This window comes from Bradyrhizobium sp. JR4.1, from assembly GCF_040548605.1.
GTDB classification, from domain to species: Bacteria; Pseudomonadota; Alphaproteobacteria; order Rhizobiales; family Xanthobacteraceae; genus Bradyrhizobium; species Bradyrhizobium canariense.
The window spans coordinates 458790-474489 of record NZ_JBEPRY010000001.1 but is presented as its reverse complement, the minus strand read 5'-3'; the positions used below and the strand labels follow the sequence as shown (position 1 = coordinate 474489).

General features: G+C 53.4%; 5 protein-coding genes and 2 pseudogenes. 2 read left to right on the top strand and 5 right to left on the bottom strand.

The window, feature by feature from the left end:
- Nucleotides 1-162: 162 nt before the first annotated feature.
- From ABIB90_RS02375 to ABIB90_RS02355, 5 genes are read right to left on the bottom strand one after another with little or no spacing between them, the layout of a single operon-like run.
- A complete protein-coding gene (locus tag ABIB90_RS02375) occupies nt 163-5568 on the bottom strand; it encodes an ATP-binding protein (protein WP_354200095.1) in 5406 nt (1801 codons plus the stop codon).
- Nucleotides 5565-7187 (bottom strand): methylation-associated defense system protein MAD7, encoded by a 1623-nt coding sequence (mads7, locus tag ABIB90_RS02370; protein WP_354200094.1) that lies wholly within the window; start codon nt 7185-7187, stop codon nt 5565-5567. Before mads7 ends, ABIB90_RS02375 begins: the two co-directional genes overlap by 4 nt.
- Nucleotides 7184-11335: a methylation-associated defense system protein kinase MAD6 gene (gene mads6 / locus ABIB90_RS02365; RefSeq protein ID WP_354200093.1), complete on the bottom strand. Its 4152-nt coding sequence runs from the start codon at nt 11333-11335 to the stop codon at nt 7184-7186. Before mads6 ends, mads7 begins: the two co-directional genes overlap by 4 nt.
- Complete coding sequence (locus tag ABIB90_RS02360; protein WP_354200092.1) at nt 11323-12711, bottom strand: hypothetical protein; 1389 nt, start codon at nt 12709-12711, stop codon at nt 11323-11325. Before ABIB90_RS02360 ends, mads6 begins: the two co-directional genes overlap by 13 nt.
- Nucleotides 12708-14717: a type I restriction-modification system subunit M gene (locus tag ABIB90_RS02355; protein ID WP_354200091.1), complete on the bottom strand. Its 2010-nt coding sequence runs from the start codon at nt 14715-14717 to the stop codon at nt 12708-12710. Before ABIB90_RS02355 ends, ABIB90_RS02360 begins: the two co-directional genes overlap by 4 nt.
- Nucleotides 14718-15068: 351 nt before the next feature.
- Between ABIB90_RS02355 and ABIB90_RS02350 the strand changes: the two are divergent.
- Together ABIB90_RS02350 and ABIB90_RS02345 are read left to right on the top strand one after the other, a co-directional pair.
- Nucleotides 15069-15394 (top strand): annotated as a pseudogene (locus tag ABIB90_RS02350) (SAM-dependent methyltransferase); the annotation flags it as partial.
- 23 nt (nt 15395-15417) lie between these two features.
- Nucleotides 15418-15699, top strand: a pseudogene (locus ABIB90_RS02345) (DUF2493 domain-containing protein); the annotation flags it as partial.
- Nucleotide 15700 lies beyond the last annotated feature (1 nt).

Sequence of the window (15700 nt, the reverse complement as noted above, 5' to 3'; positions counted from 1 at the left end):
CTATCATTCGCACCGCAAGTGTCCGCGGAATGGATGAGGGCTGAGCGGCGTATGGGGGAAATTTGCTGAGCCGCTGTCGCGAGGTCATGTCTTATATTTGACACCCCTGCCGATTCGGGCCGGGATCGGCTTGCGACCGACCCGCACGCCACACGGGAGCGTTCACCTGACCGTTGAACCCGATACTGCGGTTCTTGTGCCGCCACCATGCTGACTGAAGCGCGGTCTGATTACAAGTTTCTGCGGTCGAATGGTGTAGCGCTTGTCAGTGCTTCTTTGAGCCCAAATAAGGGCTTCGCCCGGCTTAAGTGCGGCGAGTTGAGCTTCATTTACCTCGTCGAGTGCAGCGATCGCACCTTTTAGATGTTTGAGCCACTGCGGTGATGTCATTCGATGAAGGATCAGTACCGAAGTCAGCTCCACGACAGCACGGGGAACGGAGAGCGGGTCTTGACTGGCAATGACTACACTTGTGGCTTGGTGTCGCATTTCGCGAATTGTCTCAACGACCTGGCCAATCAATGCGGATTCTGCCATGTACTTATGAGCCTCATCGAACACGACCAGCTTGTTAAATTCCCGGCTCTCATGCCTTTGAGCCGAGAAAATTCTGAGCATCACAACGAAAAGCCCGAGCGCTTCATCCTTTTCAATCCATTCATCACGCAAATCTACTATTACTGTGCGGCCCGGACGAAGAAGCTGGCCCATTCTCTTGCTATCATCGATGTATGGTTCGGCAAGGCGAATTCTGTCTTCGGCAAGCTGGCGTGCTCCCTTCGACAAGTCGGCTGCTTCAATCTCGCGACGGAAAACATCCAAGGTCAAATCACCTCGGTGCCGCCGCATGATTGCGACCAATTGGCGGACGTACAGAGAATCATTGCCATAAGCACCCAGAAGGTACTTCCAGCTTTCAGCCCCGAGTTCTGCCGAGCTGAACTGGATTGGCTCTACATCTACTCCGGGATATTCGCCTCTACGCTGCTCCACTTTTGCGGCTGGCACGAGCAGCACCACGTCTTGTAGTCCCTTGGGGCGCGCGCCGTAATCCGATAGCAGTCTTTCTACTTCGGATTGTTTCTGATTGGGATGTATGGCTGCCGCGTGTTCAGGTTCGTAGGCATCAGATTTATGATAATGAAATATGACAGTGGCGAGTGGAGACGGCAAAACATTGATGCCGGGAACTGGAGTGGTCGCCATTTCAGCGATTGCGCCGAGTGTGTACGATTTTCCAAAACCCTGAACACCGAACAGACTAATGGTGTTGCAACCATTCAGATCGATTGCGACAGTTTTATCATCGCTCTTTCCGAGGACCCCGAATTGCGGTGAGAAGTCGCTCGCTCCCAATAAAATATCTGCCACCCCCAAAGTATCAGTCCCGACGTGAGAAGTGCTAATCGTCGTTTCGGGGCGATTGCTACTTGGATGCCAATCGTCCGTCGCTCCAAAAGACGCTTCCGCTTCTGGCCCCTCCGCTGTGTGCACGATTTCATTTGCGGCCGTTGGTGGTAGCTCAATTTCGGCTAACGTCGGCCTCTCAACGAGCGGCACAGCAAGTAGGGACCGAAACGACTCGAGCTCCGGGTTAGAAATAGCAGGCGCGGGCGATGGCTCGAGGTAAGACCTTCGACCATCAGCCACGGAGCTTCGTTTGCTCACTCGCTCGGTATGGCGTTTGACTGCAAAGGATAGGAGCTGCTGAGCGACATCGCCACCAAATCGATAGACACGAAATCCAGGTTCCTCCTCATCCTCATGAGTACCAATGCCCGCGCGTTCAAAAACGGCACCGAGCGATCGAATATCAAATTGGTACCCCTGGTCGAGCCTTTCAATCTTTGCCAAAGCGGATTCACCTGCTGCTTTGGTTAGTAGCTCGTAACGGACCGCACGCCGAACGTAGAATGATAGGATGGTTCCGAGCTCCTTCGCTTTCAACGCGAAATCTGCTCTTGGCAGCGCGTAATAGTGAGGATCGAAAAGCTCACGAATGCGTGCTTCAGTGTTCTCGACCTGATCGTACATGTTCCTGTAGAGCTGTGTACGAGCGGTTGAACCAGCCAGTTCGGTTCTTAGCTTTACCTCGACGATGTCGAGGCGAAGGGTGTTGTTATTTCCAAACCCGACTAACAGAAGATCAGCACGTTTCTGAGAGGACACCTCCTGTTCAGCTTCTTCCCGCCGAAACCAACTTCTATGCGCGTCGAGCGGAATAACGATGCGGTCGGAAAGAATGCCGACCCGCTCCAGTAGCCATCGCGCCAACAACAGCCCCACAACTTCAGACGAATGCGTTCGGGCGGATTCGAACCTCAAGGCAAGTCGTCCGGAAAGGGACCGAATGGCTTCCAGAACTACTGCCTCATCTCCATCACTTAATAAGAGTTCGAATCTGGAGAGGGCGGGCCGAATTAGGCCTTCCAGTTCGATGGTGCTTCGGGTTGTAAGAAGAAGGCGTTGGCGATCCTCGTTCAAATATTCGGGAGCAAAGTCAAGAAGATACCCTGCTTCGTTTGCTGCGCTAGGGCTATCAAAATAGTCCAGTCCGAGATTGCGGTCGATAGTAACTACCCAGTCGCTATAGTCGTGCACCCGTCTCAAGAGCGCCTGGGCGTTTGGATCCAAGTTCAAAGCAATGACCGGAGCAAAACCGGGAGCTGGAGTCTTGCCGAGTGCAACGGAAGCGCCGAGGCACTGCATTATAGCCAGAGCAGCTCCCGTGTCCGGACCTGACGAGCTCGGGTCAGGTTCAGCACGAAGGCCTTTAGTCCAGCCAAAAAGTTGTCCTGAAGTTTCGATTTGCACTTGTGGTTCTTGAACCAATCCTGAAACAAAGGACCCGCGCCTCAAATGGTCGACACGCGCGACGCGGCTGTGGGCAATGAACTGCTCGTGCAGTATCGAGACATGCGCCGCGTAGCGTTCAGGCGCTTGCAAAAACTCTTCTATCGTATTCCTTGCGAAGACCAGCTTCGGAAGCAAATGGTTACTGGAGGCTAGCGTAAACTCATCATCTTCGCTCACCTGGCGTTCGGGATCGAGAAGAGCCTCAAGCCCGTCGGCAACCAAATCAAGTTGGTTGGTCGCTGCAAAAAGATGGACGGCGTATCTTAGTGCGGGCGCATTTCTCTTATCAATGCTGATCCGGCGGCGCTCAACTGCTCGCAAGACGTCCGCAACAAATCTACCATTGCCTGGGTTGAACACGTTCAGCCGCAACTGCTCAGCATAGGGATGCTGCTGCAGATACTCAAACAATCGTGTTGCGATGTCCTCAGAGCTTACTGCGCTAAGCGCAACCGAGCGATTACCCATTCCCATTGCACTAAGGATTCGATCCCGTGCCGCAGCGGCGTCGAGCGGAGCATCTGCCATCCCTCGATCCGGTAGGTACAGCGGCCAGAAAGGGGTAAGGGGGGTATGCTCGACATATCCTCGGCCTTTGCGATCAAAGACTACCAAAGGCAAGTTAGAGGGAATGAGGTCGTTCCTGAGCTGCCCAATGAATCTACGCCAAGATGGCACGGCGTGAGTTGAATCCGACCAAGAGTTAATTGAATTCGCGCATAACCTCGCATGCGCAAGGTGCCAGGCTAACCGGAGTGGATGCGTCGGTGAGAGAAGAAGCGCTCGTCCCGGGTCGCCCACAGAGGAACCCCACCGCAGCTCAACAAGGTCCAAGGACGCAACAGCTTGTGGTCTTATACCGTTGGCGCCTCCAGCTTCAAGTGCAAACGACCCCAGCTTAACATACGCGTCTACGTACTTATCTATGGCGGCCTGATGATTAAGTAAATTGACCGTTTCTACGATTCCCGCTCGCCGGGTAAGCTCATCGGAGTCGGCGCCCTCGGCAATGTGGTCTCTGAGAATTAAGCGACACACTTCCGCGCGTGCATCGTAAAATGCATTGACTAGGGGATTGTCCGGCAAGAAGTCTTCGTCATAATTTAGTTCAACGTCCGCTGCAGATCGTACCCTGGAGAGCGAAAGGTAGTGCTTTCCGATACGTTTCGGATTCTGAAGAATAGCAAGCTGAATCTTCCGCAGTAGAGAGGGCACAGAGATTGCCAATCCTGCGAAGCCGGGGCTTTCGAGCTCAAAATGGACGTCAGAGCGGGGCGCTGCTCCTACAGGTTCGTCCCACGCGCCATTTGCATCACCTATGCTAGGCAACTCATCTTGTGCCTTTCTCCCGAGAGCCTTCGCCGCGACGTGCATCCATCCGTCCAGAAGTGAAGAGACCAATACCGATCTAGAATCCGCGGGTTGCGGAATGGTGTCTTCGCGAAGGACCAAAAATCTTTCGGATTCATTCTCCGCGCGGCTGGTCGCGTCTTCCGGGTCGATAAGTCTCGGGCTGGCATTGAGGAGGGCGCCGTCGCTGTCGTACGCTTCAACCTTTACGTAGTACGTGCCCTCTTCTAAGAATTGCAGATCTGTGACTCGTACCGATCTCGTAATACGAGCGTTGGGACCCGACGTGCGTGGGTAGTTATTGCTTTCCCACGCAACTGACGGCCCTTCATCTTCAACGGAGAGGATTTGAATGCGAAAGTGCTTCCAGGAAGGATACTGACTTGGTTTAGGCGCTGAGCGAAAGGCGACTTTGAGAACATCTTTTCCAGCCAAATTGAGCACTGGAAGCCGGACCGCTCCGGGTACAACGTCGGCACCTTGGACAGGGAGCGTAAGCGGCTCCAAGATCAAGCGCAGCTCTTGCTCATTTAATGTGTCGGAGAATTGCCATCTATCGAACGCAAGATGACGATACCGCTGGTCACAGGCGACGTATTTAGCCCATATACGTATATCGTCCGATTGCCGATCGCGTAGAAAGCGAAACAACTCTGGCTGGAGTGTGTTGGGCGTCACGCGGAGGCGTGCAAGTCGCGACTGCAATGGCTGCGCAACATCCCCCAAAAATCCGCAGACGGCCTGATTGCGGGATAGCCACTGGATATGAGAACCACGAGTGAAAAGAGCGAAGTCGGGTATTAGGCCTAAGGCATAAAGTGCACCCCCGGCACTCTCAGGAGTTCCACCGTTTTTCTTGACGGTCAATAGATACTGCACTTCTTCATCGGCATGTCGCGTGAAATTTTCAAGTCTAAGTCTGCCGAGCATCTCACGCATTGCGTCATGGAGCGGCTTTTCGACTTCCTTGAGAAGAGACTCAACCAAATCGTTTGCGACTGAAGTCATGGAGAGTTCAGTAAATGTCGCAATATCGAGAGAGTCCTCTGCCGCGTTCCGCAGGCCTTGCGGTATGAACACTAATAACGGCGGCTCCAACGTGTTACGAAGTTCGATGATTTTCGTGGGTGTTGCCTGCCAATCCTCGGGACTTATTTCGTCGGTTAATACTTTAGCAGACCATCGAGTGTCGCCTTGGAGCTTCTGGCAAATGTGCCGCATAACCGAGGGGGGCAGAGACGTCACTCGAAGACGCTGACCGGTACCTGCCTTCACCAAGGCGCTGACCATCATCGGAAAGATTTGCTTCGCCACAAATTCGTGGAGGTCGTCCTCAGTTGCGTTCGTGATCAGATCAGTCATTTGCCTAAGTCATGCTGAGTGAGAATATACCGTGGCTTGACCGTCTGCGCGTTGTAGGCGTCACTTAGGTCGTCATAAAAGCCAATTTCGCGGAGACGATCTTTCAACGCCCGAAGATTCTCTCGGAATGCGCGGTGCTCGTCGAGCGTTGTAGGCTTGCGACCAGAAAGCGTCGATGGGCCTATCACAAAGCCATATCTCCTCTCAATCCAACGCAAAAAGTCGTCGATTAGCATCGGCTCCGTGGAGAATTGCCTGCCTATGCCTTCGCCATCTGCACGTAACACCGCTAGCTGTACAAACACCTCCAGTAGTCGTCCCCCCAGGTGCCAACGACGAGGGTTTGCTTTCGATCGCCCCTGTATGAGCGCTCCAAAGGAAGAATTCTTCTGAAATAACTTGTCCAGCATCTGAACAAGATAAGTCATATGATGCTTCTGGCGGATATGACTCACGATTTCGATGAATGTATCAAAAGGCGGTAGGCCGGCGTCTAAGATCGACTGTACTTCGAGGGGCATTTCCTCATTATCTTCGTTTAGCCGTCTGAGTTCCTTCAATTGCGCTTTGAAATCTGCCTCGAAACCATCTGGCGGATCGGTCAACAGCGCGACAACTTCTGCTGGCGACGTTCCCAGCTTCTCCTCTTGCGCATAGCGCAGGAGCTGGTTCACGGAGAATATCGATTTCACCAGGTGAATTAGACCGCTGTATTCGCTTGCAGCGTCCTGCTGAGCGAGCTGCGCCATGCGAGTTCGGAAATCGCTCCCCATATCAACCGTGAAACTGAGCTGGTAGGGGCAATCCTGGAACGGCTCGGCCGCTGCTCCTTGCACAGGACACGATTGGCACTTCGTATTTGGTGCCCGATCTTTCACCCACCCTGACAATTGGCGGCCGACCCGAAGCGTGAACAGTCCGATGTGCAATCCAAAGATGGCCTTGAGATAATCAATCATTACCGGCCTGGGGATCACATCTTGGTAGGCCAATAGCCGTTGGACGTCATCACCCAATATGCGCGACTGGCCAACGCAAACTGGAGCAAAACTAGCAACCTTCTCTCCGGAAGGATGCATGTTCGGCAAGTCCTCGACTAACTTCAGCACTGTTAGGGTCTCGAGATCCAGATGTGTTGCGCCATCAAATCTGCCGGTGGCAGGGTCTCGTCCTCGCTCCAAGTACTTTCGTAGATCCACTAATGCTTGCCGATCGCCATGCTCGAGCATTGCGTAAAGGGCATCGGCGTGATTGTAGTCGCGGCAATACTTCGAAACGCGTATCTTGTGAGCATCAAGATGGAGTGGACGCAGCGATGCGATAGCTTCAGTGGGGCGATTTCGATTCACTAAGTCAAAGATATCTGTTTCGAGCCATTGCTGAGCAATTTCTTTATTCTCGAGAACACCCGTCACACCGGGCATGGCCGCCAGCGTTTCAACATGAGCGCGAACCTGCTCGAACTCCGCCTTAGCACGTCCTCGTGTAGCGGGACGCGTTCCATCGCAACGCAGTAAGAGAAACAAATTGATAAGAACGCGATCGAGGTCGACGTTTTTAGGATCCGGATAGAACACCTTCGGATTCCGAAATTCCTGATCTTGCTTCCTCAATTTCATTGGGATGTTTCCGCTGGGATCATATGAGGGGAGAGTTTAAGGGCTATGCCGTTGCTGCTGCCCTGGGCTTCAATCTCAAAGAAATTCTGGTCATCGGGCGTTACCAGTAGTCGATCGAAGTGGGTGGCGAGGAGTTCGTTCCGGAAGATAAGCAAATTCACGAACAGGCCCTGCAAGTCACTCATAGTTGGACGATAGCCGCTGCGGATCAATTCCAGCATCTCCAGCAAATCGAGAGAGATCCTAAGGCGGGCGTGTCCATTCCCGTATTCAGATATCAACTCTACAAAATCAGGAGCATACTCTAGGTATTGTACATTGACCGGGGAGGGTACGCGCACTTCGAAGCTTTCCTTCGGAAAGAGCCGATAGCTTCGAACCTTCGCGTCTTTGATCCGGCTAATGCGCAGTGCGAGAAAGTTTTTGGAGACCTTCGAACTAAGAAGTCCTTCTGTTAACGACATGGCGTCAATTGCAATATCTCTTAACCGACGACAGGCATCGAGACGCTTCTCTTCGACTGGTTGCTCAATTATTTCTTCGAGCGTCTTTGATGACCTGTACGGAAGTTGCTGCTCCCAACCGGCGTCCCTTCTCTCGAAAAAAGAACGCCTCCGCCAATGCGCCAGAGCAGCGCGACGGGAATCAATAACATCCTTAAGTTCGACTTCGTCGCTCAGTTTCAATGCGCTGTTCCAGAGCTCCCCCAGTATCTTTTCCGCTTCGTTGGATCGCCTTTCATATGTCATCCAAGGCACAGCGGTGTGGGGGGCGTAATCAAGTCGGCGATCTAAGGTAGGGAGATTGACAAGACCTACGTCAGTTTCTCTAAGTCCCCGAACCAAGCGATCGACGGTGCGCTCGTCGCGGAACTCATCTCGATTTCTCCGCTGCTGCATTGCCGCAGGCTCGCGATCTGCAAAAGCCTCAGGATAATAAAGTGATGCAAGCGCTTTAGTAACGCCCGGATCTCGACGGCGAAGGAGCTTTGCTACGTCGTCGCAGCTGTGATCGCGCAAAATCATCCAAGAGAGGGCTGAGCGGAGATCGCGCATCGTAATGTGAGCACGCCGGCGCAGGTGAACGATTTCGAACAGCCGTCGTACGCGTCTTCGGGTTTCTATACCAGACGCCGGATCACCAAGCGTATCAACGTTGTGTTTAATGGGGCACCGAGTTTTGTGTTCACATGCTTCGCAAGGTACCCAGAGGTCGTCGTCGAGCATCTTAACTAGTTGCTTCTCGATCAACGACTCATCGCCTCCTGCTGTGACGGCCCGAAGATTCAGATTAACCAGTAGAGCTCGGTCGGGCTGCGCTTTGCCAGCTAACGCGTCATGAACGAATCCGTTGAGCCCAACGAAGTTTTCTGCGAACTGGCTGTGCGCGAGGAAGTCAAGCAGGCGACCTTCGTTTATGGCGATAAGGCGGGCGGCGCTCTTTCCTAGGCCTACTAATGTTGGTCCTTCGAACGGAGCGAAAAATTGTGCCAGCACTTCGTCGCTGGTGCGATCGCCCTCATCTTGAGAACCATCGTAGTTCGTTTCGTAGTCGACGCCGTCGCGGCTCCACCGAGAACCATTCCCACTACGAAGGCCGACTACAGTGGTACTGGCGTGGAAGGACTTTTCTATTTGCTGAAGGAACGCGGTCTTACCATCACCGGCATTGCCCGTTACGATTACGAGTCGAAAGTTTCCACTTGCGATAGCCGGTGCTAGCTTGTTGTCCAGACGGGTGGGAACATACGTAATCCGAGCAATTTCGTCCAACCCTCTCGTGCCAGAGTTTGTTTCACGCGCTTGACTATAGAGTGTGAGTAGCCGCGTCACGTACGGATTGTAATTCCGCCGTACTGCTTCGTCGGGCGAAAGAGTTAGGCCAGGAAACCTTCCTTCGCGCGAGACCGATTGTGCCCGGGCCGCGTAAACGGCTTCAATTGATTCAAGCGCTTCGAGCATTTCCAAGGCTGACTGAAAACGCCCGCTTCGAGTAGGTTGGACGGCTTTAAACAAAAATGTATTCAGCTCGGGCGAAAGAGCGTCGAGCTCCGGTACGATATCATTTGGGAAAAATGGGCTTCCCGTCGACGGATCGTCTTGAGGGTATGGATGCCTCTGGATTATCAATTCATACAGCACGACTCCCACAGAAAACAGATCGTCCTGTTCGGCCCACGTTGGCTGACCGGCATCCGGTGGACAATATCGCGGTGTTCCTGCCCGACCGGAAGCATCACCGATGAATGTTGCTATGTTGAAATCAATCAGCTTTAGCCGATCATTCGGCAGCTCTAGCAGTAGATTGGCCGGCTTTATGTCTCTGTGGACCATATTGGCAGCATGCACCGCGGCCAATCCATCAAGAAGCTCGGTACCTACGCGCTTAACATCTGGCCAAGCGAATCGTTTGCGTCCGTCGCAGTAAGGCTCGATCGTCTCGCCCTCGATCAATTCATAGAGGACGTAGGGAGTCTGATCGGGCGGCGCGAGGCGATCCATCCATATTATCTTCGCCACGTTGGGATGCGTCGGCATCTTGCCTGCGTCGCGCCACTCGTGGATGGTAAGATCCTGATTGCTAATATTCGTAAGTAGCTTCATCGCGTAAGTTTTTTGGTGGTCTAAGTGAAAGACGCGATATGCGCGCGAAAATGCTCCTTGACCAAGAAGTCCGTCAATGCGCCACACTCCGTCTACAAGACTTCCCGCTTCAAACCTTGCGGGCGAGGCTTCGGGGGGCAATATATCTGTAGAGGAAGAACCGGCACTCAACAGGTCTTGAAGGGCTTTCCCTGCATGCAGTGCACTTGGTCGTTCATGAAAATTGCTTACCTTGAGAAGATTCAGGATCAGTTCGTCGAGACGCGGATCAACGCCTTCTCGGAGCTGGGAAGGCAACTTTAAGGGTATGCCGCTAGAAGAACGAGCCTCGCTGGGCTTGGCGAATGGAACCTTGTCAGTGAGTAGCTGATATAGAAGCACGCCAAAGGAATACATATCTGATGCGGTGTCAAAATCGTAAGCAGATACGTTCTCAAGCTCGGGCGGAATGAACGCTAAGTTTCGCCTCGCTTCGGTTCCTTCGAATACCGAAATGTTTCCCTCGAGGAAGGCACGATCGAAATCAGTCAACCGGGGGATATGGTCAAAGCCGACCAGGACTGCTTCCGGGCAAACATTTCGATGCACCACGCCGCTTGTGTGAATTTCTGTGAGGGCCGATGCGACACCCGCGGCAATCTCCAGACGCTCCCGCAACGTAAGCTGCTCGCGATCAGGGTTGTTGAGATACCCATGAAGGGTGCCGTATTCGGACCATTCGGTAACTTCATAGAATTCATTGTCATCATCAATGAAGTCAAAGTGCAGGACAGGAAGGAGGTTCGGATGGCGACCGATCTTCGCCACGGCTTCCGTTGGGCGACGGATGATCGCTTTCCGCTTTTCAACGGCTTGGGGGGTCCCGCTCCGATCTAGTCTCCATGTTCGAACCCGAAAGCGACTGGTGTCATCCGCAAAGTGCGCACGCTTGGCGATGTATTCTCCACAGTAGTCATCTGCATAGAGCGTTTCTATGATCTCGAAGCCCGCCACACGCCGCCTAGGCCCTCGATTACGGCTTGCCATTCGACCGAGAAGGGCTTTTTCTATGTGAGCGTAAGCGGGTTTAACATTCGATGCGCGTGGCCCCAATCGTTTGGGATCTTTCAGCCACGTGGCAGCACTACTCAAATGAACGACGTGTCCGCCCCAATTGCCATTAATCTGTATCTGAGTTCCGTCCGGTACAATTAGCAGGGGATCAATATATACACTATTGGCCAAAGCTCGGAGCTCACCCTTCAGAACCTTGCACTTTGTGTTTGTCAGCCAGAGGGGACACCTTTTAGGACTTTTGTTGAGCAGCCATTCCTGATCGTCACCACTAAGGCGGCCGTACCACTCTTTTTCTTCGACTACGTAGATGGCGTGCGGAGAAATTACTACGAGATCGAATTCGAAAGCACCTAGATGCTTGTGCTTGATCTGAAAGTTGGGAATCAAAATAAAATCGTCAGGCAGCTCCCGTTTTAACTGCTCGCATACGCGCGGCTCAAAGGGGCCCACGAAGCCACCTCCCGAAGACACGTCAATCACACGAGCCATTCTGGAAATACCTCTTCTTCGATTATCCGAATAGCCTCAGTTTCGGACGCAGTCGCCCGCATCCGGGCTAACTCCGCGTCGGAAGTAAGCGAGTCAACTAGCCTTGCGTCAGTAGAAGATAGAGTGGGGTAAGGTAGCTTCAGAAGCAAATCGAGCCGGACCGAGGGGATGCTTGTCCCTACTGCTGTCGATTTTAGTAGCGCTTGCCCGACGGCGGTTGACAAAAACGTGTACGCGACAGCCCGATGTCCTTCACGAGGTAGAAGTCTCAGAATGTCCTGTGTAACTCCGCATTTGTCGCCAAGGTGGCTGGCTAATTCAACTTTCCCAAATAGCGATCCCTCAGAAAGCTGCCCGTGGCTTCCTGCTAATATTGCATGGGATGGCACGAGCAGCTGTCGGTCCGGAATCGCCGGCCGAGCGATTCTGCGGGGGACGGGACGCATAAGAAAAACGTCTCGTTGTGACATGAAATCGATGCCATAGGGGCGATCACACTCGATCCGAGAGAAGCGTGGTCCATTGAATGCGCCGCCATCTTCTATTGCGTCCCGCAAGCGGAATTTCCAAGCAGAGCTGAGGTGCGAAAAAGCTCCGCGAGTCGATGCAAAATTCCATGCTGAAATCGTGTCAAGCGGGCCGTCCCAGATTACTGCCGAGATGCGCCGATCGGTCACCATCTCTTTTGCGATCTGTATGTCTTGCAGCTGATCGATTACTGCGCGAGCGCTCCTTAACTTCTCGTCGTATAATTCACGGTCTTTGATGGTCGCTCTAACAAGCGAAGCAACCCGGCTCGTCGCTTCATTGCTAACGAGTGGGATTGGTAGCGTTCCAAAAAGATCGTCGCGAAACCTGAGAATTTTCGTCCCATAACTAGTCGATCGAATGGCCCGAACGCCGGTGGGGCTAGCCAAAAACGCGTAAGCGAAAAGTGAAATATCGCTGCCGGGCTCCTCAAAAACTAGAGACATGGCATCTGGACCAACGTACTTGCCGGCCAAGCGCCGGTCGGCGATTATTGATCGCCCATAAAGCTCGTTTTCTCCTAAAGTACCTGCGCCCGCGACAAGCACGTCGAAGCGAGCGATCTCATGGGCATCGGGGTTTCCCATCGAGTCGCGTCTGATAATTCGGCCTCGCGGTTCGGAGGCGAACATATCGGACTGAGATAAAAGTTCGATGCCCCGCTCAGGGGCGCAGTCTTTGCGGGTAAAGACCGTTCCGTAAGCAGGCCCCATTCTCAAGAGCAGGTCGCGAAGCGGAACTGAACGGCCCTTCCTCGCGGCACGTATCTTCTCGATTTCGGGCGTATAATTCAGCGCTCGAAGTGCTGCCGTGCGCGGGTGCTTAGCAACGAATGATATTGCTTTCATTTCTCAGTCGCTTGGGTGCAGAGCCGGTGATACTCTTGAGCAATCCACGGCAGATCATCCGCTACTTCTTTTGATGCGACGAGGCGTTCGATCTGATCCACCTTTCTATTCCTCTCGCGGCGTTCGACTACGGTTCGTGTTTGAATTTTCTCGGTGCCGTCCGGATTTCGTACGTACTGCACTTCTCCGCGACGTCCGTGTCCACAGTTTTCCGAGATTGCCATGAAAACCGGCCGCTGTGGCGGACCCTTTGATCCCGCTAACCGGATCTCATTATCTGCCCGACGTCGCAAGAAAACACAGCTTGCTTGCACAGAGACTTGCGGAAGAAAAGCCTCGGCAGGCAAATCGACGCTGGCGAGCAACTCCATGTGCCGCAACATCCACCACCGGACAAATTCCATCTGCTCACCGGGATTCCCTAGTATCCCATTTGGGAGAACGATCGCCGCTACGCCCGTGCCGGGCTTCAGAAACTTCCAACAAGTCTCGATGAAGAGAATTTCTGGTGGCACCTTTTTCTGCAACTCGCGCTTAGTCCATGCATCCCCAGATCTCTTCCAAGTGTATCCCAACTCAAACGCCCTAAGAATGTCTGGATCTTCGACAGGAATTTTGGCGCCGAAAGGTGGGTTAGTTACAACGTAGTCAAATTGCCCGTGCCCGCCGCCGCTTTTTTTACTAAACGTAACTTGCTCCGGCGAAGCAAACTTGGGGATACCAAACTCGAGGCTGTTGAAGCTGTATATATTTCCATGTCCATCGTTATTCATTACCATATTCATACGCGCAGCCTTGCGTAGCTCGGGGTCGACATCGACTCCGTACAAGAACGATCCCGCGTATTTTCGGATGGATGGATCGATCTTTTTCAGTTCGCTGGGAATAGGGTTTTCTGGATAAGGGCACCCGTTTCGCAGCAGGAAAAGCTGCCGCATGGTGGAAAGCACGACGACGAGAAAGCCGCCGCTTCCGCACGCTGGATCAAGCACCTTCTTATCGGGTGTTGGTGCAATCATGTCGACCATCATCTTTATTACGTTTCGGGGAGTGAAAAACTGCCCTCTCTCTCGTTTTAAAGTCGTCGACGTGATTGCCTCGTACGCGGTGCCCTTTGCATCCGTATCTGTATTCAGAAATGAGTAGCGAGAGAGTTCGGCAGCAATAAAGGATAGAGCCCGATCGTTTAAGGTGATTTCCTCGTTGCCATCGAAAACGTCATCATACTCTTCCTTCACCCTGGCAAAGAGCTGCTTGATCCTCTTCGCGATCTCCCGCTGCCCCTTCTCGGAATTGCGCTCGGTCGCTCCAACAAAAAATTCGCGTGCGCTGGATCGCTCGTCAAGAATTTTGGCGAAGATCAAATATAGAATCTGCCAGAACGCGCGATCACCGCGCATGTTTTGATTGCCGTAAAGATAGTCATGGCAGCGCCGGAAAGTACGCAGAAGCGAATCGCCGGATGCGACGCGCAGGGGCCGTCGGTCCGCTGTTTCGAGCTCTTCCAGGCTCTCATCAAGGGCCGGAATGTCAGTCAGATCCGTAAATTCGGGAGTGCCGGTGCGCTTGTGAAACGTTCGCATGCGAAACGACAGTTCAATTCCATTCGTCCAAATTCCAAAGACCTGTGATCGATCTTGCGAGAGGTTGCCAAGCACCTCATCTAGGACGTCGATTGAATTCTTGTTACTTTTTGCCGTTGGTTTCGCAACGATCACCACCCGGACAATATCCTCGAGCGCGGCGGCATCGCTTTCGTAAACCGCCAATGAGACGACGCGGGTCCTATTTCGTTCCTTGCCCGCCTCTTCGGAGACGCATTGGACCCTAACATCACGCTTGATTTGATTGAGCGGAATTCCATACTCACCATGAAGCTGCTCAATTAGGGATTGAAGCGTTTCTTCTTGAGCGGTCGCCGGTTTATGGTCACCCGTGAGGGCACAAACAAGCATCCCTTCTGGGACGATGTCGCCATCGTCGCCTTGGCCGATTTCATCGATCACTTTTGTCCCCACGCTAATCAAGCTAATTGCGCAACCAGATAACCGGGCAGATCAACAGAACTGACGCCCGAGCGGTTTAGCTTGCGTCCTCACGTTTGTTGTACCCCACCGAGAGTAAGCCCCATGCTACGAGTTACTGTACCGATATCAATGGCTTAGCTCGGATAGTCCACACCTCGTATTGCCGAGGGTAGCACTACTATTAGGTGATTCACTAGTGTGGTGCAGCCTGCTTGTACTTGCGGGGCACATCCAACATATATCCTCGACTATAGCGCTTACACCTGCTACACAGAATATGGAGAGAAGGGTGAAAAGATCAGTCTTTTCAATGCATTCTGTGGTCGCTTAACCCGCGGTGGACTTCTTGCACCTCTCTTTCCCGGCATCGCCGTCACCCGCTTCGACGCCGCGCATATCGACGATCATCTTGACACCAAGCGTCGTGCTGATGAACCCACCATTCTGGGCCGTCGCCAACGTCGATCGCCGCATGGCCGACGCCGCCCCATATCGCGTCGGCCCTGGCGCGGCTCCCCGAACGCGGCCGGCTGGTTGCAATCACTGGGGCGAACTGCTCTCCTGACAATCCAGTCTGGACTGACAACTTCATCCGGTTGCAGGAACGCGGGCGCGTCGTCTTCACCGCTGCCATCGCTGGCCCGGTCTTCGCCAAAATCGCGGCATTACGGCTTTGCACGTTCACGCCAAGCATCCCGATATGGTGCTGATGCACGGTGGCAGCCCGAGGGGCGCCGAGTTGATCGCCGCCAAATGGGCCGACAACCGCAAGGTCCCGCAGATTGCCTTTAAGCCCGATTGGGCGAAGCACGCCAAGGCCGCGCCGTTCAAGCGCAACGACACAATGCTCGACGAGTTGCCGATCGGGGTGATGCATTTCCCGGGCACGGGAATCCAGGATAATCTCGCCGACAAGGCGAAGAAGCTCGGCGTCCCGGTCTGGAGGTTCGGCGGCGCATAAG

Coding starts and splice junctions, on each gene's coding strand:
- mads7 (WP_354200094.1), bottom strand. CDS start 7,187: ATGAAATTGAGGAAGCAAGATCAGGAATTTCGGAATCCGAAGGTGTTC.
- ABIB90_RS02375 (WP_354200095.1), bottom strand. CDS start 5,568: ATGACTGATCTGATCACGAACGCAACTGAGGACGACCTCCACGAATTT.
- mads6 (WP_354200093.1), bottom strand. CDS start 11,335: ATGGCTCGTGTGATTGACGTGTCTTCGGGAGGTGGCTTCGTGGGCCCC.
- ABIB90_RS02360 (WP_354200092.1), bottom strand. CDS start 12,711: ATGAAAGCAATATCATTCGTTGCTAAGCACCCGCGCACGGCAGCACTT.